Here is a 19,767-nt window from a genome sequence, read left to right as displayed (position 1 = left end):
TTTTCACTTCAAAAAACTGTCCATGCGTGTAACACTAACCTGACAGTTGCTGTGGAGAGCTGCTATTCAAACCGTTTCCGTGAGCTTTTTCCGATTCGATTCGGTTCTGGCGCGCGTCTGGGTCCTGGGCCAGATGGGTGCGGCGCGGCTTGATTTTGCCCGGATGCCGGATGTCACCTTCTGGAAGCTCTGCGGATCGGGGGTGGGCGAAGGCTTCACGCCCAAGCCCAACACTGCCGTCTGGGCCATTCTGGCGGTCTGGAAGGACGAGGACAGCGCGCGCCGCGCAATCGACGCGGCAGCCGTCTACACGCGCTGGAGATCGCACGCCTCGGAAAGCTGGACCGTTTTCCTGTCGACGCTGAGCGCGCGGGGCGAATGGTCTGGCAAAGCCCCTTTTTCAGAGACTGAAACGCGGCGCGACGGCCCGCTGGCCGCGCTCACGCGGGCGACGATCAAGCCCACCGCGCTCAGGCATTTCTGGGGACAGGAACCAGCGATCAGCGCGGCCATCGGCCGGAACAGGGACGTTCTCTTCAAGATCGGCATCGGTGAGGTGCCTTTCCTGCACCAGGTGACGTTCTCGATCTGGCCCGACGCAAAGAGCATGTTCGAGTTCGCCCGCGCCGGCGGCCCCCATGCGGAGGCCATCCGGCGCGTACGCGAAGGCGGATGGTTCCGCGAAGAACTCTACGCGAGGTTTCAGGTGCTGGGGGCCACCGGCACCTGGGCCGGCATGAACCCCCTCGCCCAATCAGAAAGGACTGCGGCATGAAGCAGCCTTACCCGTTTTCCGCCATCGTCGGACAGGAGGACATGCGCCTTGCCATGATCCTGACCGCGGTCGATCCCGGCATCGGCGGCGTCCTCGTCTTCGGCGATCGCGGCACCGGCAAATCCACCGCGGTCCGCGGTCTGGCGGGGCTTCTGCCCCAGATAGACACCGTCGAGGGCTGCCCGGTGAACGCGCCGGACCCGGCGTCTTGTCCCGACTGGGCCGAGGTCCGCTCGACCCGCATCGTGAAACGCCCGACGCCCGTGATCGACCTGCCGCTCGGCGTCACCGAGGATCGCGTCCTTGGCGCGCTCGACATCGAACGCGCGCTCAGCCGGGGGGAAAAGGCGTTCCAGCCCGGCCTTCTGGCGCGCGCCAATCGCGGATACCTCTATATCGACGAGGTCAATCTGCTGGAGGACCATATCGTCGATCTGCTCTTGGACGTGGCGCAGTCGGGCGAGAACGTGGTCGAGCGCGAAGGCATGTCGATCCGGCACCCTTCGCGTTTTGTCCTGGTCGGGTCAGGCAACCCGGAAGAAGGCGATCTCAGACCCCAGCTTCTGGACCGGTTCGGTCTGTCGGTGACGGTCGAGACCCCCTCCGACATAGAAGAACGGGTCGAGGTTATCCGCCGTCGGCAGGCCTATGAAAACGACACCGTGAAGTTCATGAAACGCTGGCGCAGCGCCGATACCAAGCTGAGAAACCGTATCCTTGCGGCGCGCGAGCGGCTGTCAGCGACCGAGACGCCCGAGGACGCGCTCAGGGACGCCAGCCTCCTCTGCATGGCGCTCGGCTCGGACGGCCTGCGCGGCGAACTCGTCCTGCTGCGCGCCGCCCGCGCGCTTGCCGCATTCGAGGATGACGACCGCGTGTCGCGGGCGCATCTGCGCCGTCTCGCCCCGATCGCGCTGTCGCACCGCCTGCGGCGCGACCCGCTCGACGATGCCGGGTCCGGCGCCCGTGTGGCCCGCGCCGTCGGCGAAGCCTTCGGGTCCTTCCAGACCGCCGCGGAATGACCGAAGCGGCGGGTGTGATAAGCGGACGCGCCCATCTCGTCGGGCGCCTTCTCGCGATCAACCCGACAGGACTCGGCGGCGTATGGCTGCGCGCGCGCCACGGCGCGCCGCGTGACAGGCTGACGGCACCGCTGTTCAAGGAGCTTGGTGAAATCCGGACGGTGTCCGGAACGGTGGACGACCTCGCCCTGTTCGGTGGCGTGGACATGACCGAAAGCCTCCTGAGGGGGGTGCCGGTCATGCGCAAGGGGCTGGCCGAGGGGTCCGGGCCGCTGGCTGTTCAGGGTGCCGAAAGACTGACAGCAGACCGCGCAAGCCGGCTGGCCGCGTGTTGCGACCAGAGACGCGCTCTCGTCCTGCTCGACGAGGGCAGCCAGGACGAGGCGCTGCCCCATCGCGCGCTCAGGGACCGGCTGGCCTTCATGCTCGACGAATGCGCGCCGGACAGCCTGTCCGACCCTGTCAGCGCCCGGTCGACGCTCGACGCGGCGGCACGCCTCGCGGAATGCCGCCTGACGGACAAGGAAACCGACGCGCTGGTGTCCGTGGCCGCGCGCCTCGGCCTCTCCGACCTTCGTGCGCCTCTCCTTGCCGCCGAAACCCTGCGCACTCTGAAAGCGCTCTCCGACACCGCCGCACCCGAGATACTCCTCGGCTGCGCCGCTCAGCTCGTCTTCGGGCATCGCGCCCTGCCGCAGGACGAGGCCGCCACGCCACCACCCCCGGCTGAGGAGCCCTCCCAACCGGACCGGCCCGACGACGGCGGGGACGCTGACGCCGATGCCGCCTTCGCCCAGAACATGCTTGTCGATGCCATCAGCACCAGCCTGCCGGCGGATGTCCTGATCTCTCTCACAAGCCGGTCCGCCGTCGCGCGCGGACAGGGCAAGGGTATTGCGCGGCGGTCGGTCCTCCGCGGACGCCCCCTGCCGTCGCGCGCGGGCAAGGTCTCGTCCGGCAGCCGGGTCGATCTTCTGGCGACGCTCTCGGCGGCGGCCCCTTGGCAAGCCCTGCGCAACGCGACGCCGGGCCGGACAGCGGTGCGCCCGGAAGACATCCGTATCCGGCAGTACAAAGAGCGCTCCGAGCGGACGATCATCTTCGCGGTCGACATGTCCGGCTCTGCCGCCTTCGCACGTCTCGCCGAAGGGAAAGGTGCCATCGAACACCTGCTCGGCCGCGCCTATTCCGAGCGTGACCGCGTCGCGCTCGTGACCTTCCGCGATGCCGGCGCCGAGCTTGTCCTGCCGCCCACCCGCGCGCTGACCCGCGCCAAACGCAGCCTGCAGGGGCTGCACGCGGGCGGCGCGACGCCGCTTGCTGCGGGCATGAAGGCGGCGCTGGACGTCGCGGCGCAGGCCGTCCGCGCCGGGCAGACACCGCATCTTGTCATCATAAGCGACGGCCGCGCGAATTGCGCGCTCGACGGCAGCAACGACCGTCAGCAGGCCCGGTCCGACGCGCTTCTTCTGGCGCGCCATGTCCGGTCGGCGGGCATCCCGGTGACGCTTCTGGACAGCGGGGCCAGAACCTCGCCCGCCCTTGCGGAACTGGCGCAGTCGCTCGGCACAGAGGTCCACAGCCTGAAACGTTCGTCCGCAAGCGCGGCTTTGGACGGCCTGGTACCCACCCTATGACGCCTGCCAAACTCGGACGGCGCCGTGTCGCATCCGATCCCCATGACTGGCTCGTCATCGACGAGGGCGAGGGCAAGGCCGAAACCCTGCTCTTTCTGCACGGCGCGGGATCCTCTGCCAGCAGCATGGAAGGCATGATGCGCGACCTCTCCGGCCGCTACCGGGTGATCGCGCCCGATCTGCCGGGGCACGGATCGACCCGCGCCGGTCGGCGCGACAGGTTCGGCCTGAAAAGCATGGCCGAAGACTGCGCGACCCTCGTCGAGACGCTCGGCGCCGATATCGCCGGGATCGTCGGGCATTCCGCCGGCGCCGCGATCGCGCTTGCGCTGGACGCGCGCCTCACGCCACGGGGTCACGTCCTGATCAATCCCGCTCTCGAGCCGTTCAAGGGCGTGTCCGCGTGGCTCTTCCCCGGCATGGCCCGCGCCCTGTCCGCCCTGCCCTTCGCATCCGCCGGACTCTCGCTGGGGCTGGGGCGTCCGGCCGCCGTGACGCAGCTTCTTCTGGCGAATGGCGCCACACCCTCGGACGAGCTGGTCGACCGCTACCGGGCCCTTGCCGGTTCGTCCCGCCATATCGACGGGACGCTCAGCATGATGGCGCAATGGGACCTGACCCGCGATCTGCCGCCCCTGGCGGGCATCCGCACCCCTGTCCTTCTCCTCAGCGGCGAGAACGACCCCACGGTTCCGACCGGATCAGTCCGCCGCGCCGCCGGCGAACTGCCCCACGGCGAGTTCCGCGCCATACCGGGCGGGCATCTGGTGCAGGAAGAAAATCCCGGTTTCATTGCCGAAACCGTCGAGGCTTTTCTCGACACGCTCGACGCAGACCGGGCCCGGCCGGCCCTTTGAAAAGCGCGGAACTTTCCTCCGACACATCCGTTCCGAACCTGTTAAATAGATTAAACATCCGGGAACGGCTCCGATCCGACGCCGCGCGTCGGGCCAGAGCCATTTCCGAACGCGCCCGGCGACGTCCGCCACCGAAACGGTGACGGCGCCGTCGGCGTCATAGCTGGGGACATGACATGGCCGACGACCGCAAAGAGCTGCAATTTCAGGACGATCCCGGCGCGCAGCGCTCGTTCTGGATCGCGCTTGGCATCCTTGTCGCCGTTGTCCTCTGGATGGGCAGCGGCGTTGTCTTGCCGTCCTCCGGCGGCGATCAGACCACCGCCGGGGCCGAGACCGAAACCGCCCCGGTCTCGGTCGCCACGCGCATGTCACGCGCCGAAACCGTGCCCCTGTTCTTCCGGGCCGAAGGTCAGGCGCAGCCCGACAGGGATACCGGCATCCGCGCCGAGACCTCGGGCGACGTCACCGAGGTTCTGGTCTCCAAGGGCGCCGATGTCACCGCCGGTCAGGTCATCGCCCGGCTGACGACAAGCCGGCTCGAAGCCGATCTCAACCGCGCGCAGGAAGAGTTCGACGCGGCGGAACGCGAATTCGACAACGCCACCGAGCTTCTGGACCGGGGTGTCGCGACCGTCGACCGCGTGACTTCGGCCCGTGCCGCACTGGCCGCTGCGCGCGCTCAGAGGACCGCCGCGGAAGACGCGCTCGACGCCGCCCGCATCGAAGCGCCTTTCGGCGGGCGGATCGAACAGCTCTCGATCGACGAAGGCGAGTTCGTCACCGCAGGGGCCGAGATCGGCCGCATCGTCGACAATCAGCCGCTGACCGTGTCGCTTCAGGTGCCGCAACGCTCGCTCACCGATCTGGAAGGCGCCGACGCGGCCGAAGTGACCTTCATCACCGGACAGACGCGAACGGGCAGCGTGGCATTCGTCGGCTCGGCGGCCGCGGCCGAGACGCGCACCTTTCTCGTCGAGGTCGTCGTCCCGAACGAGGACGGCGCCATCCCCGCCGGCATCTCCGCCGAGATCCGCATCCCCACGGGCGAAAGAAGGGCCCATTTCGTCGCCGCCTCTATCGTGTCGCTGGACGAAGAAGGGCGTCTCGGCGTCAAGACGGTTCAGGACGGCCGGGTCGCGTTCGAGCCCATCGAGGTCGTCCGCGCAGAAGTGGACGGCGTCTGGGTGACGGGCCTGCCCGACGAGGCCGAAATCATTACCATCGGTCAGGGCTATGTGCGCGACGGCGAAGAGGTCACCGTTCGGCCGGAAGTCGACGCCGCTCCGCAGGCGGCCCGGCAATGAACGCTCTGATCGACGCCGCCTTCTCGCGCACGCGGGTCATGTTCCTTGCTCTGGCGGGCATCCTCACCGTCGGCGCGTTCGCCTATATCGCGATCCCCAAGGAAGCCAACCCCGAGGTGCCGCTGCCGCTTGTCTACGTCTCGACCGGCCTCGACGGCATCAGCCCGGGTGACGCCGAAGAGCTGCTGATCGAACCGATGGAGGCCGAATTCGGCGCGCTGCAGGATCTCGAAAAGATGAGTTCCGAAGCCGCCGAGGGCTTTGCCAGCGTACAGCTTGAATTCGCCGCCGGCGGCGACGTGGACGAGGCGATGGACCGCGTCCGCGAAGCCGCCGACCGGGTCGAAGGCGAATTGCCCGACGACGCCTATGACCTGACCATCACCGAGATCAACACCGCGCTCTTTCCGGTCATCACGGTCGTTCTCTCGGGCCCCATCCCCGAGCGCGCGCTCAACAGCATCGCGGACACCGTCCAGACCGAACTCGAAGCGCTGCCCGGCATTCTCGAAGTCGATATCGGCGGCAAGCGGAACGAGTTTCTCGAGGTCCTCATCGACCCGACGGTCCTGCAGACCTACAATCTCGGCTTTGACGAAATCGTCTCTCAGGTCCAGCGGAACAACCGCCTGATCGCCGCCGGCGCCATCGAAAGCGCAGGCGGGCGGATCGTGCTGAAAGTGCCCGGCCTGATCGAAGACCTCGAAGACGTGATGCGGATGCCGATCAAGGTGCGCGACGGAACGGTCGTCACTTTTGGCGACGTGGCCACCGTCCGCCGCACCTTCGAAGACCCGACCAGCTTCGCCCGGATCGACGGTCAGCCCGCGCTGTCGCTCGAAGTGACCAAACGCTCGGGCGCCAACATCATCGAAACCGTGGCCGCCGTGAAATCCAGGATCGGGGAACTGGGCAGCGACTGGCCCGACGCGGTCGAGGTCACCTATCTTCAGGACCAGAGCGAACAGGTCAAAACCATGCTGTCGGATCTCGAGGCGAACGTGATCGCGGCGGTGATCCTCGTGATGATCGTGATCGTCTTCGCCCTCGGCCTGCGCTCGGCGGTTCTTGTGGGGCTGGCCATTCCGGGCGCGTTCCTCGCCGGGGTCACCGCGCTTTGGGCGCTGGACTACACGATGAATGTCATAGTGCTCTTCTCGCTGATCCTCGTCGTCGGCATGCTGGTCGACGGCGCCATCGTGACTGTCGAGCTTGCCGACCGGAAACTGCAGGAGGGCGCGACCCGCCGCGAGGCCTATGCGTTCGGCGCCAAGCGCATGGCATGGCCCATCATCGCATCGACGGCGACCACGCTCTCGGTGTTCTTCCCGCTTCTCTTCTGGTCCGGCGTCGTGGGCGAATTCATGAAATTCCTGCCGATCACGGTGATCCTGACCCTGACGGCATCCCTTTTCATGGCGCTCTTCTTCATCCCGGTCGTGGGTGGCGTGATCGGCAAGCGTCAGCCGCAAAGCGCGCGGAGCAAGGCCGTTCTCCACGCCGCCGAGCGGGGCGATCCCCGCGACATGGGCGGCGCGACCGGTGCCTATATCCGGGTGCTCGAACGCGCGATCCTCAGGCCGGGCGCGACGCTTCTTCTCGCCATCGCGCTTCTGATCGCCATGTTCGCCAGCTACGCCCAGTTCGGGCGCGGCGTCACCTTCTTCCCCGAGATCGAGCCAGAATTCATGCAGGTGCAGGTCCGCGCCCGCGACAACCTCTCGATCTGGGAACGCGATGAAATCGTCCGCGCCGTCGAAGACCGGCTGGAAGACTATGACGCCATCGAAAGCATTTACGCCCGCTCGACCCTCAGCGCCGGGCGTGGCGACGAAGAGACGATCGGGGTTCTCCAACTCGATCTCGTCGACTGGGACGAGCGCCCGACCGCCAAAGAAATCGGCGAGGACATCCGGCAGGACCTTGGCGACATCGCCGGTGTCGACATTCAGGTGCAGACCGCCAGCGACGGCCCCTCGCAGGGCAAGCCCGTAAATCTCGAGATGCGCACGCGAAGCCCCGAGAAACAGGAAGAGGCGGTCGAAACCGTCCTGTCCCTGATGGAGGATATCAGCGGCTTCACCGACGTGACCGACACGCTGCCCCTTCCGGGCGTCGAGGTGTCGATCCGCGTCGACCGGGCCGAGGCCGCGCGCTACGGCGCCGATGTCAGCCTGCTCGGGCAGGCGGTGCAGCTTCTGACACAGGGCATCACCGTGGCCGATTACCGCCCCGACGACGCCGAGGGCGAACTCGACATCCGCGTGCGGTTCCCGCGCGAGGAACGCTCTCTGGCCGAACTTGTGAACCTCCGGGTGCCGACCGCCGCCGGGCTCGTCCCGGTGTCCAACTTCGTCACCTTCGAGCCGAGCGAACGCGTCGGCACCATCCGCCGGGTCGACGAATCCCGAGTCGTGACGATCGAGGCCAATGTCGGGCCGGGCGTGCTCGTGGCCGACCAGATCGCCGCGCTCCGTTCGGCGCTGGATGGCGCCGAGCTGCCCGACGGCGTCACCTACAGCTTCGCCGGCGAGGCCGAGGATCAGCAGGAATCGGCGCAGTTCCTCGTTCAGGCCTTCATCGCCGCGATCCTGCTCATGGTCCTGATCCTTCTGATCCAGTTCAACTCCTTCTACCAGGCGGCCATCGTGCTCAGCGCCATCGTCTTCTCGGTCGCGGGCGTCCTTCTCGGGCTTCTGGTCACCGGGCGGCCCTTTGGCATCGTCATGGGCGGGATCGGCGTCATCGCGCTTGCCGGGATCGTCGTGAACAACAACATCGTCCTGATCGACACCTACAACGACCACAGGCGGAACGGCCTGCCCCCGCGCGAGGCCGCGCTCCGGACCGGGGCGGAACGCCTCAGACCCGTGGTTCTGACATCCGTCACGACGGCACTCGGCCTGATGCCCATGGTGATCGGGGTAAATCTCGACTTCTTCCGCCGGGAAATCGTATACGGCGCACCGTCGACCCAGTGGTGGACCGAACTCTCCAGCGCCATCGTCGGCGGCCTGTCCGTCGCCACGGTCCTGACGCTGGTGCTGTCGCCCGCGATGCTGATGCTGGGCGAGAACGCAAGACAATGGTTGCAGCGGCGGCGGCAGTCGCCGTCACCGGCCGAGCCGGACGCCGGCTAGTCCCACCCCTTGGCCGTCCGGCCGGCAGGATTGCCGCATCCGCCCGCCATCCCGGTCCTTCGCCGTCATCAGCGATTGACAAGCGGCCGCCTTGGCCCCATGTGCGGGGCACGTCATCGCTCTGCCGCGTGAGCAGGCGGGAATATCCCGCCCCCGGCCGTGACGTACCGTTTTCCCACATCACGCAGGGGGGACGCCGCCCAGGGCGGCTTGCGGCGCAATCCGGTGTCGCGGGCGATGGCCTCGGGCGCACCCCGACCGACCGATCGCATTGGCATCGGTGAGACCCGGACACGTGTCCGGACAAGGAACGATATGAACTTCAATGAACTCGGGCTGAACGCCCGCATGGTCACCCGGCTCGAAGGCCTGGGGATCACCGAACCGACGCCTATTCAGGCCAAGGCCATCCCTGAGGCGCTTTCAGGCCGCGATATTCTGGGCATCGCCCAGACCGGCACCGGCAAGACCGCCGCCTTCGGCATTCCCCTCGTGACCGCCCTGTCGAAACGGCAGGAAAAGGCAGCGCCGAGAACGGCCCGCGGGCTGATCCTCGCGCCCACACGGGAACTGGCGAACCAGATCGTCGACACCCTGCGCGACCTGACCTCGGACCAGCGCATCACGCTGGTTGTCGGCGGCAAGTCGATCAACGCACAGGCGCAGAAGCTGTCCCGCGGCACCGACATCCTCGTCGCCACGCCGGGACGCCTGATCGACCTGATGGAGCGCCGCGCCGTCGACCTCCGCGCCACGCGTTTTCTGGTTCTCGACGAGGCCGACCAGATGCTGGACATCGGCTTCGTTCACGCGCTGCGCCAGATCGCGCCGCAGCTTGGCAAGGACCGGCAGACGATGATGTTCTCGGCCACCATGCCCAAGGCCATGGCCGAACTGTCGCGCGACTACCTGACCGACCCGGTGCGGGTCGAGGTCTCGCCTCCGGGCAAGGTCGCCGACAAGGTGGCGCATTCGGTGCATTTCGTGCCGAAGGAAAAGAAACAGGAGCTGCTGATCGACCTGCTCGACGGGCATCGCGACGACCGCGCACTCGTCTTTTCCCGCACCAAACATGGGGCCGAGCGGCTGATGAAGACGCTTGAGAAGGTCGGCTTCGCCGCCACGTCGATCCACGGCAACAAGAGCCAGGGTCAGCGCGACCGCGCCATCGCGGCCTTCAAGGACGGCTCGGTCCGCGTGCTGGTGGCGACGGATGTCGCTGCCCGCGGGATCGATATCGAGGGCGTCGGGCATGTCTACAACTACGACCTGCCGAACGTGCCCGAGAACTACGTCCACCGCATCGGCCGGACCGCGCGTGCGGGCCGGACCGGGCGCGCCGTCGCCTTCTGCTCGGCCGACGAAATGGGCGATCTGAAAGCCATTGAAAAGACCCTGGGCGCCCGCATCGAGGTCGCGGGTGGCGCCCCCTGGGGCGGCACCGCCGACGCGGCGAAACCCAAGGCCAAACGCCGCCCCCGCCGCCGCAACGGACGGCGCGGCGCCAACAAGATGGCCGCCTGACGCCTCAGGGGCCGGCAAAGCGGGCGGGCAACCGCCCCGCGCCGGACCCCGCTGAGGAAACGTGGGTCAGACGCGCCCGGCCCGGCGGCGCTCGGCATAGTCCTCGCCGGCAAGGGGCAGACCCGGCACGTCCTGACGCGTCCAGCCGGTCTCACCGACCGTGCAGCTCGTCCGCTCGGCGCGGCGAAATCCGTCCTCATCCGCCACCATGCGCGTGACCACCACTTCGCGGGGCGCGCAATCGAGAATGGCGAAATCGTTCGGCTGCCCCCGCAGCCGCTTTGACAGACCCGTGCCGCAATGCAGTTGCAGCGTCATGTTCGCGCCTTTCCGCCGGATGAACGGCTCGAACAGCCACTGATGCAGATGCCCCGACAGGATGATATGCGGTCCGCAATCGGCCCAGTGATCCAGCGCCCGCGGCGCACCGACCATGAGTTTCTTCTCGATATCCGGCGTGTGATGAAACGGATGATGCGCCACGATGACCGGAAGCCGCTCGCCGGCGGCGGCGATCCGCTCTCCGATCCGCCGGATATCCGTCTCCGAGACACGGCCGCGCTGATGCGCAAGGGGGTCGCTCGTGTTCAGCCCCAGCACAAGGGCATGGTCCAGCTCCAGCATCGGCTCCAGATCATCCGCGATCCAGCGGCGATAGGCGCGATAGGGATCGACGAGGCGCAGGAACAGGTTGAAGAGCGGAATGTCGTGATTGCCCGGCACGCCGAGCCATGGACGGCCGATATCCGCCATGAAGCGCGCGGCAGGCTCGAATTGCGTGTTCCGGGCGCGCTGCACGAAATCCCCCGCCATGACGACAAGGTCCGGCCGAGCCTCGTCGATCGCCGCAAGGAGCGGGCGCAGAAGCTCCGGGTCCTCGCGCCCGAAATGCAGATCGCTGATGAGGACCAGCCGGGTCATGCCGCCTGCCCCCTGTCCGCCGCCTCCCCGGGCAGGCGCACGGAAAGCGCGTTCTCCAGCATTTCGAATTCGAAGGGCGCACGCATGGCCTCGCGCTCGCCGTCGATGGCCACGAGGGCGCGCGACCGGCGCGTCCCGACCGTCACGCGCCGCCCCGAGACCAGCGTGAAGTCCGGGCCGCGCCGCACGCCGCGCATCGCCACGCGCAGCGCCTTCCAGATCAGCATGAAGCGCCCGCAATCCGGCGCGAGAAGCAGGGCGAACTTGCCCTCGCGGATCGCATCGGCGCCCTCGATCCCGAACTCGTCGAGCTGATACGCGCTCATCGCCACGAACAGGTTGGGCGACTTTTCCGAGCGCGCCTCGCCGTCCACGTCGATATGCATGGTCAGTGGCCGGGAGACCGTCGCCATCGCGACCAGAACAGACCAGTAGGCGGCAAGACGGGACCGCCCCCACCGCTTGTAGACGTCCTCCCGCTCTTTCAGGATCGACGGATAAAGCCCGAGGCTCGCATTGTTCAGAAAGACCCGCCCGTTCACAGTCCCAAGCGCCATGGGCCTGGCAGTCCCCTGGCAGATCACCTCGATCGCGCGCTCATGGTCGTCCGGAAGACCGAAACGCCGCGCGAAATAGTTGAAGGTGCCAAGCGGGATGACCCCAAGCTCGATCTCCGTGCCCTTCAGCGCCTCGGCCACGGCACAGATCGTGCCATCGCCCCCGGCCGCCACGATGCAGGCCGGCGCCGCCTCAACCGCCTCGGCAATGCGCGCTGCGATCTCGTCGCCTTCCGATACCGTCAGGACGGACACGGTCCTCCCGTGATCCGAAAAGGCGCGCTCGATCTCCGACGGACCCGGTTTGTCCTCGGATTTTCCCGAACCCTGGTTCAGAATGACAATGCAATCGGTCCGTTTCGCCATGGCGTCACCTCACACGGCAACACAACCGCGGCAGGGCCATCCTGTTCCGTCCGCCCGGCACTATCCGCCGGACGCCGGCCGGGATCAGTCGCCCATCTGCCGCGCCCGGCGGAATTCCTCGTCCGAAAGCCCCATCGCGATCATGCGTCTCTGCATCAGAAGCGACAGGCGATAGGTGTCCTCCAGAAACCCGGTCGAGGCGATCAGGATGCGCTTCTGGTCGACGCCGATCCGGTCATCGGTCCGGCGCGCCAGGATGCCACCGAACCGCAAATCCTCGATCAGCTTCTCGGTGGTCTTGGGCGACATCTCATCGATCAAGAGGTGGCCGTATTCGTAGATGGCGAAAACCGGCATCCTGAGCGTCCGGATCGTATCGAGGATCTTGGCCTTCCGCTCGGCCCGGAACACCGCCTTCCGGTATTCGTTCCGGCTTTTGCTGAAGTCCGGATCGTTGATCAGACCTTCGATCCGCGCGTTATGCGCCTCGATGTAATTGGCGATCTGGTCGGCGTCCGTACAGTCCAGCGCGCGGAGGAAGAACAGGAACTGCGTGAAGTGCAGCAGATAGTCATGGCCATTCGCCCCCATGACCGTCGGGAAATCGGACAGGGGCGCAGTTTCGGCCAGTTTCCCGCGCACCGTCTCAAAGAACCAGTTCTCGGCCCGCAGACTCGCCTCGACCGTCATGAAGGCAAGGCGAACGCTGTCATCGGCGCCCCCTGCCTCGCCGGCCACATCGCCCATCGCATCGGTCATGTCGCGCCCTCCTTCCCGCACTCTCAGCGGGGTGTCCCGATCGGTCAAGTCGGAGCAGAAAGGCCGGTCCTCATTCGTGATCAGCGTCAGGCTGGGCGGAGATTTGTCACTCACAATATCGGTCCTCCGAACCAGACGATTGCTGCTGCCAGCGCCAGGGCCGGGGCGAAGGCGCCGGTGGTCCGGCGCATCAGAATGCACTGAACGCCAAGCAGGATCGCGGCAAGGATCAGAACATCCGCCATCAGCCACGGCCCCAACCATGCCGTCACGCCCGCAAACAGAAGCGTGTCGCCGCTACCGATCGCGCCTCTGTCGTCGGTGTACCAGCCCTGAAGCACGCCCACGGCCAGAAGCCCGAGCGCGGGCACTGCATGAAGACCAAGCGCCCCGCCCATGGCAGACGTCGTCACCAGACCGCTCAGGATCAGCGACAGCGTCAGGACATCCGGCACCGTCTCGGTCCGGGCGTCGAAGACCGCCAGCGCCGCGAGAAGCCCGAAAAAGATCGCCGCCGCAAGGGCGGACCCCTCTCCGCCTCCGCCGAGGATCACGATGCCCCCGGCAATTCCTGCCGCCAGAAAGCCCGCGCCGATCAGGTCACGAACGGCGCGCCTGATGTCCCGCACCACACCGAAAGAGCCGTTCATGTGCATCATGTCTCTCCTTCAGCGGTAAAGAACGGAAAGAGCGCGATGCGCGCGCCACTCGTGCGCACCGCATCCCAAAGCGCACCGGCATCCCGCGTCCCGTCGATCCGGGCAAGCGCGGCCCGCAGCGTGTCGGGCTCTGCCACGCTCTCCAGAGCCAGAACGTGATCCGCGCCGAAGGGCGGCGCGACGGCCACGCGGAAACCCATCCGCGCATCGGGGTCAACGGCATCCGGATCGCCGAAGTCGCGCCTCGGATAGATCAGCGACAACGTCCCGTCCGGCGCAATGCTCACGAGCGTCAGAAAGCGTGTCGCGCGCCCCTCGATCTCGATGCCAAGCGTCGTTCCCGCCCGGTATGTCCGGTCGCCCCTGTCGAACCTGACGTCCAGACGCGGGTCCGCCAGACGCTTCAGCGCGGCCGCAAGGCGGTGCGTGTCGATCACCGACTGAAGCGCAGGCCCATCGGTTGCGACCGCAACCACGTCACCGACGGCGGACCGGACGATCCTTCCGTCCATCCTCAGGCTCCCGGTCGGGTTCTCCAAGATGCCCGCCCGCCCTGACCATGCCGGGTCGCGCGTGACGGTCACCGGCGGAAGCGCGCCGAACCCGGTCTCGCGAAGATCGGCGACGCCGGCTTTCTCCGCCGCCTGAGTCCTCGCGACCCGGACAAGTGCGCGTGTCTCCGCACCCGTCGGGCTCGATTGCGGCGCCTGAACGCCGTCGCTCACCCGGCGAACGGTGCGCCGCACGTGCAGTTCCAGTTCGCCCTTCGTGACGATGCCGTTCCTGTCGAAATCCGCTCCGCCGCGCAAACCGTCCGCGAAGGCATAGCTCAGCGCGCCTCGGGCCGCGCCATCGACCATGACCTCGGGCACTTTCTCTTCCTCGCGCACGGCGGCCAGGAACAGGTCGATGGCCTGAACATCCGCCCCTTCGCTGCTGTTGGGCGGTGGCGGCGGCAACGGGTCTTCCTCGATCCCCGCCTGATCGACATAGCGATAGCCAAGCGCCGGTTCGACATTTCTGGTCACCGTCCCCGCATGGCAGGCGTCGGCCACGAAGATGACCCGCAAGCCTGCGCTTTCGGACAAGAGCCCGGCGATCTCGTCATCCCGGATACGCTCGCCCGCCGCCGGACCGCGCGGCGCGAAACCCGACAGAAGGAAGTTCTCGTCCCGCCCGTCCTCCTCGCTGCCCGGCACCGCCTCGGGCTCGTTCGACCCGTGGCCCGCAAAGCTGACGACCAGCCGGTCGCCCGGTGACGCCTTGTCCAGAATGGCGCGCCACGCCTCGAAAATGGCCGCCCGCGTCGCCTCCCCGTCCAGAAGAAGCGTCACCTCGGCATCGAGACCCTCAAGCGCATCGGCTATGTCGCGCGCATCGTTCACCGCGCCATGCAGATCGGGCACGAAAGCATAGTCGTCGATTCCGATGACCAGACCCCACATGCGCTCGGCCGACGCAGGCCCGGCAAGGACCGCGACCGCCAGCAGGGCTGCAAGACCCCGCCGCATCATTCGGCGGAAAACGCGACGCGCCGGGCAATGCGGAAGTGCTCCGGCGAATTCGGCTCGATCCCCGGCGGCGCGGGCGGCAGCATCGTCTCGCCGTGGCCCTCGACCGTGATCTGACCCGCATAGCCCTTGGAAAGCAAAAGCTGCCGGACCGTCTCGGCCCGCGCCTCCGACAGTGCAAGATTGTAATCCTCGCTGCCGAGCGGATCGGTATGCCCGCCAAGCCGGATCGCGGGGGGTGCGGCAAGGGCAATATGCTCCACAAGCGCATTCGCATAGTCCCGGCCCACATCGTCGAACTCGGTCGAGTCGTATTTGAAGGTGATGGGCAGGCTCACCTCTTCCACCTCGAAGCCCCGGAAGGAGGTCTGGAAAATCCCGCCCGTCTGCCCCGACCGGGTCTTCGGCATATCGACCGCGGTCTCGGCCAGCGCGACCGCCGCCGTGGCCAGGTCATAGACCTCGGCGATCTCTTCCGGTGCGGCGGCATGGCTCTGATCGCCCTCCGACAGCTCGTTCAGCGCAAGCTGAAGGTTGCGCGCCGCATCGGGATAATCGCGCGCCTCCCAGCTCAGCCGCCCCAGCTCGGCATAGCTCCGCCAGTGTTTCTCGAAGGTCAGCGCCTCTTCCAGAAGCGCCCGCTTCCGCGCCGGGTCGGTCGCGTCCCGCGCCGCGAAAAAGCTCTCCCGCGCCAGGTAATCGCCCACCCATTCGCGGATTGCGTCGTCGCAGGCGGCACTGAACACGATCTCTTCATAAAGAACCCGCGCCCCGGCAGTGTCCTGTCCCTGCACGGCCGAGACGATGGTGTCGTATTGCGGGCATGCCGCGGCAGGAAGCGCGGCGGCGGCAAAGGTCAGTGTGGTCAGAACGCGGAGCATGGGACGATCTCCTCTCATTTCGCGTGAATGCGGTAAGGCAGATAGGTGGCGGACCACGCCACGGGCGCGTCCGGATCGGCGGCGCGCGCAAGAAGGGTCTGGCTCAACTCGAAAAGCGATTGCGACGCATTGGAAACCCCGCCGCCATCGAGCCCTGCAGGCAGAAGCGGCGTCAGATCCTCCAGATCGCCCTCGATGAAGACGCCCAGCAGAACCCCCTGCCCCGCCGGTTCGGTCACGCGCATCAACAGCGGCGCACCACTCGCGCCGACGGCGTTCGGGATGCGCAGGGGGGCGCCCGGCTCGATCCGGCTTCCCTCCGCCGGAGACAGAACCGACGGATAGATCTGTGACAACGCACCAGTCGGATCGACGTCGAGCAGAAGAAGCGCGCCCGCCCGCTCGGATGTCGCCGAGAAGGTGACCGTTTCTCCCACCGTCAGGGCCTCGCCCCCCACGATCGACAGGGTCAGCCGCGCATCGTTCGACGGCGCGAACAGATCGGTGACGAAACCGAGCGTTTCCATGTAGCCCGCCGGTGCACCGTCATCGGGCAGAAGCGGGCTCAGATCGACTTCGGAGACTGGAGATGCGGGCATCCGCGCCACGGTCGCGTCATCGCGCCCGAGGGAGACGAACGCCACCTCTGCACAGCTGTCCAGCGCGGCGCAGGCCTCGCCCATATGCGTCTCGGCAAATCGGGTCAGTTCCCCGCCCGAGATCCCGCCGTCGCCATCGGCATCCGCGGCCCCGCTCACGCCCTCCGCCAGAGCGGCGGTCAACAGGCCCGCGCCCGGCGTCTCGGCAGCAGGCAAAGCGCCATCGCTCGCGATCCAGCCCATGTCGACAGAGGACAGGACCACCGGACCGGTCGGCGCATCCGACCCGAAACCACGCGTGCCCGCGCCTCCGCCGTGAAAGCCTGTATCCAGGATGACCGTGATATCCCGGTCCGGGATCACCCCCAGCATCTCGTCGAGCGTGGTCAGCGGGATGCGGCCCAGAACGCTGTCGCCGTCATGCGCCACAAGCGCCGGCTGACCGTCCCGCGTCGTCGTCCCGTGACCCGCGAAATACAGCACCACGCGGTCGCCCGCCGTCGTGCCGGAAATCAGATGATCGATCAGGCTGGTCAAGATCGCGTCATAGCTCGCCCTGCCGTCCGTCAGCACCACGATGTCGCCGGCGGCAAAGCCAAGCCGCTCGACCAGCAGCGCCTCGATCCGCCCGGCATCCGCCACCGCGCCCGTCAGACGGGACGCGCCCGCCACCGCGTCATAGTCGTCGATCCCGACGACAAGCGCCCGGTCGGCCTCGGCCACGCCCGCACTCACGGCAAGGCCCGCCGCCATCGCCAGCGCCCTCATGGCCAGACCTCCAGATCGCGCGCACAGCGGAACCCGAAATCCACGCCGGGCGCGTTGCCGGGCACGATCAGCCGGGCCGAAATCCGCAGATCCGCCGGGTTGACCGTGTTCCAGGACCCGCCTTTCAGGACGCCGCCATCATGGCCCAGCACCCATTCGCGGGCATTCCCCGAAAGACCCACATGACCGTCCGGCCCTTCGCCGCCCGCCGCACCAACCGGCGTGGGAAGCCGCCGCGCCGCATCGGGCGCGCCGCGCCAGACCGGCGCGCTGTCGGACCACTCGCCCCAGGGGAAAGGCTGCATCCCCGTGCCGCGCGCGGCATGTTCCCATTCCGCCTCGGTCGGAAGCCGCTTGCCCGCCCATGCGCAATAGGCATGGGCATCCCTGAGCGCGATATTCGTCACAGGCCGGTCGGGGTCTATGTCAGCCCCAGTCACGCCCTGCGGCGCGGACCAACTGTAATTCCCGTCGATCAGCCGCGCCTCTCCGTTCGAGGTCAGCGCCACGACCCGCCCCGCCTCCTCGGCCTCGGTGACGTAGCCGGTCTCATCCACGAAGGTGCGGAAATCGGCCACCGAAACCTCGGTCTCATCCAGCGCGAAGGGCGCAAGCGCCGCGCGTCTCAATGCTTCGTCATTGGGGCGGCTGTCGGGACAGTTGCCCGCTGCGACCGGGGCCGCATCGCGGCAAAGCGCGACGGCGGCGAACAGGGCTTCCGGGCTGTCCCCAAGCGTGATCTCCCGAACCGACGCCGCCGCTTTGCGCTCGTCCTTGCGCGCGACCGCCGCGAAAGCTGCCGTGAACAGCTCGACCGCCTCGGCAAAGCGCCCGGCCTCTTCCGCCGCGGCTCCGCGCTCGGCGAAACCCCTCGCAAGGATCGCAGCAGCCCCCTCGCCCTCGGGCATCGCCTCGAAACGGGCGCGCGCGGCCTCGGCCTCCTGACGTCCTGCGGCCGTGATCGCGTCGAAAGCGTCGCGCGCCCCGGACCAGGCCAGCCCGGCGGTCTCCCACCGGCCATCCAGCCGGGCGGCGTTGGCCTCAAGAATGCGACTCTCGGCATCGGCAATCGCCGCTGCGTCGGGCGCTGCAAGGCGGGCCGCCTCTGCGGCGCCAAGCGCCTCGGCCTCGGCGGCCTCCGCCCGGTCCCGTGCCAGCTCGATCTGGGCAATCGCCTCCTCCGCCTGGGCCAGCGCCGCCACCGCAGCGCTCGCGTCCTCCGGTATCTCGATCGCGGCAAGGCTCTCCTCGGCCATCCGAAGCGCCTCACCGGCGGCCTCCGACGCAACCCCGGCGCGGCGTCCCTCGGCAAGACCGATAGCCCTGTCCGCCTGCCGCAGAACCGCGACAGCCTCGTCCGCCGCCGCCCGCGCCGCGCGTTCGTCCCGGATCAGCTCGATCAGCGCCACCCGGGACGCGTTCAGGTCCGCATTCTGGAAATAGAGCCACACCGCCCCCGCCGAGCTGAAGAGGAACGCCCCGAACAGCAGAACCGCCAGCATCGGAGAGATGCCGGTGCGTGGCTCCACCGGCCGCGCAGCCGTCATGGCGAAGCCGCCCGGCATGGGCCCGCTCTCGGCCTCGGCCACGTTCGAGGGCTCGTCGCCCTTCATCACCGTCTGCAAGGCGCGCCGCGCCGCCTCGGCCGAACTGTAGCGGTTGGCGTTCGGCAATTGCCCCGTCATCCGGGCCAGCAGCCGCGCGATCTGTTCGCCCTGAGGATGCCCGTCGGGGAAGAGGGTATCGGCACCGGGCGCGGTCCGCTCCTCGCTCAGGATGGCGGCCACCACCGTCTCGCTGTCATCCGACCGCGCATTCAGCGCACGTTCCGGCCCGCCCGCGCCCATCAGGATGCGGTATCCCAGCATCCCCGCAGCATGGACATCGTCCTCCGGGCCGGGGGTCGCCGTGCGGATAACATTCTCGGACTGATAGGCGACGGGCTGCGCGGTCACGGTCGTCGCCCGGTCGCCGGAAAACGTCAGGTCGCACAGCCGCGCCTGCCCGCCCTCGCCTTCGCGGCGGATGACATCGGGCGACAGGTTGCCATGGACCAGCCCCGCACCATGGAGCGCCGCAAGCCCTTCCAGCACCTCATCGAAAAGCCGCAGCCTCGCGTCGACCCCCAGCGTGTCGAAAGCGTCGTCGAACACCGGCACCGGACAGGCCAGCACGGCGAGCGCGGGCATTTTGCGGAAGGCGCGGGCGTTCAGCAGACGCTCGCTCGCCTGAAGCCGCGGATGCCCCAGCTTCTCGTAGACCGCGAAGCGCTTGCCGATATCCGCCACGACATCCTCGTCCCGACTGGCCGAGAAATTCGGAACGTAGATCGCCACCGGCGCGCCGTTCTGCTTGCGAACGCCGGACAGGATGGCGCAATCGCCCACGGCGCGCTCAAGGCGGACACCGTTGAAATACTGTTCCAGCGCCTCGGCAAGGCGCGCGTCGATCACGTGGTTGGCGGTATCCTGCATGACTGGCACC

General features: G+C 67.8%; 15 protein-coding genes. 7 read left to right on the top strand and 8 right to left on the bottom strand.

Annotated elements, in window-relative coordinates:
• Positions 1–79 precede the first annotated feature (79 nt).
• The 7 genes from crtA to GQ651_RS18000 all read left to right on the top strand — a co-directional run bounded on the left by crtA (position 80) and on the right by GQ651_RS18000 (position 10,262).
• Positions 80–775 (top strand): spheroidene monooxygenase, encoded by a 696-nt coding sequence (gene crtA / locus GQ651_RS18030; RefSeq protein ID WP_319637483.1) that lies wholly within the window; start codon positions 80–82, stop codon positions 773–775.
• Positions 772–1,797, top strand: a complete 1,026-nt coding sequence (gene bchI / locus GQ651_RS18025) for a magnesium chelatase ATPase subunit I (RefSeq protein WP_160765680.1) — start codon at positions 772–774, stop codon at positions 1,795–1,797. Before crtA ends, bchI begins: the two co-directional genes overlap by 4 nt.
• Complete coding sequence (locus GQ651_RS18020; RefSeq protein ID WP_160765679.1) at positions 1,794–3,434, top strand: VWA domain-containing protein; 1,641 nt, start codon at positions 1,794–1,796, stop codon at positions 3,432–3,434. Before bchI ends, GQ651_RS18020 begins: the two co-directional genes overlap by 4 nt.
• Positions 3,431–4,291, top strand: a complete 861-nt coding sequence (gene bchO / locus GQ651_RS18015) for an alpha/beta fold hydrolase BchO (RefSeq protein WP_160765678.1) — start codon at positions 3,431–3,433, stop codon at positions 4,289–4,291. The genes GQ651_RS18020 and bchO overlap by 4 nt, the downstream gene beginning before the upstream one ends.
• A gap of 176 nt (positions 4,292–4,467) precedes the next feature.
• Positions 4,468–5,598 carry an efflux RND transporter periplasmic adaptor subunit gene (locus GQ651_RS18010; RefSeq protein WP_160765677.1) on the top strand — a complete coding sequence of 377 codons (1,131 nt, stop codon included), beginning with the start codon at positions 4,468–4,470 and terminating at the stop codon, positions 5,596–5,598.
• Entirely contained in the window at positions 5,595–8,738 is a 3,144-nt protein-coding gene (locus GQ651_RS18005; protein ID WP_160765676.1) for an efflux RND transporter permease subunit, read from the top strand. The genes GQ651_RS18010 and GQ651_RS18005 overlap by 4 nt, the downstream gene beginning before the upstream one ends.
• A 315-nt stretch (positions 8,739–9,053) precedes the next feature.
• Positions 9,054–10,262 carry a DEAD/DEAH box helicase gene (locus tag GQ651_RS18000; protein WP_160765675.1) on the top strand — a complete coding sequence of 403 codons (1,209 nt, stop codon included), beginning with the start codon at positions 9,054–9,056 and terminating at the stop codon, positions 10,260–10,262.
• Between the two features lie 66 nt (positions 10,263–10,328).
• On the opposite strand, the gene GQ651_RS17995 is transcribed toward GQ651_RS18000, so the two are convergent.
• The 8 genes from GQ651_RS17995 to GQ651_RS19000 form a co-directional block, all read right to left on the bottom strand.
• Positions 10,329–11,183: a metallophosphoesterase family protein gene (locus GQ651_RS17995; protein WP_160765674.1), complete on the bottom strand. Its 855-nt coding sequence runs from the start codon at positions 11,181–11,183 to the stop codon at positions 10,329–10,331.
• On the bottom strand, positions 11,180–12,106 hold the full coding sequence (locus tag GQ651_RS17990) for a diacylglycerol/lipid kinase family protein (RefSeq protein WP_160765673.1): 927 nt from the start codon (positions 12,104–12,106) through the stop codon (positions 11,180–11,182). The genes GQ651_RS17995 and GQ651_RS17990 overlap by 4 nt, the downstream gene beginning before the upstream one ends.
• Positions 12,107–12,190: 84 nt before the next feature.
• Positions 12,191–12,865, bottom strand: a complete 675-nt coding sequence (locus GQ651_RS17985; RefSeq protein ID WP_160765672.1) for a hypothetical protein — start codon at positions 12,863–12,865, stop codon at positions 12,191–12,193.
• A gap of 110 nt (positions 12,866–12,975) precedes the next feature.
• Positions 12,976–13,524 (bottom strand): prepilin peptidase, encoded by a 549-nt coding sequence (locus GQ651_RS17980; RefSeq protein ID WP_160765671.1) that lies wholly within the window; start codon positions 13,522–13,524, stop codon positions 12,976–12,978.
• Entirely contained in the window at positions 13,521–15,038 is a 1,518-nt protein-coding gene (locus GQ651_RS17975; RefSeq protein WP_160765670.1) for a caspase family protein, read from the bottom strand. The genes GQ651_RS17980 and GQ651_RS17975 overlap by 4 nt, the downstream gene beginning before the upstream one ends.
• Positions 15,035–15,916 (bottom strand): OmpA family protein, encoded by an 882-nt coding sequence (locus GQ651_RS17970; protein ID WP_160765669.1) that lies wholly within the window; start codon positions 15,914–15,916, stop codon positions 15,035–15,037. Before GQ651_RS17970 ends, GQ651_RS17975 begins: the two co-directional genes overlap by 4 nt.
• A 14-nt stretch (positions 15,917–15,930) precedes the next feature.
• Entirely contained in the window at positions 15,931–17,283 is a 1,353-nt protein-coding gene (locus tag GQ651_RS17965; protein ID WP_160765668.1) for a caspase family protein, read from the bottom strand.
• A complete protein-coding gene (locus GQ651_RS19000; protein WP_160765667.1) occupies positions 17,280–19,757 on the bottom strand; it encodes an SUMF1/EgtB/PvdO family nonheme iron enzyme in 2,478 nt (825 codons plus the stop codon). The genes GQ651_RS17965 and GQ651_RS19000 overlap by 4 nt, the downstream gene beginning before the upstream one ends.
• Positions 19,758–19,767 lie beyond the last annotated feature (10 nt).

Source organism: Kangsaoukella pontilimi (assembly GCF_009830125.1).
Classification (GTDB): Bacteria; Pseudomonadota; Alphaproteobacteria; order Rhodobacterales; family Rhodobacteraceae; genus Kangsaoukella; species Kangsaoukella pontilimi.
The sequence above is the reverse complement of the archived record's forward strand: the minus strand, read 5'-3'. Positions and strand labels throughout refer to the sequence as shown.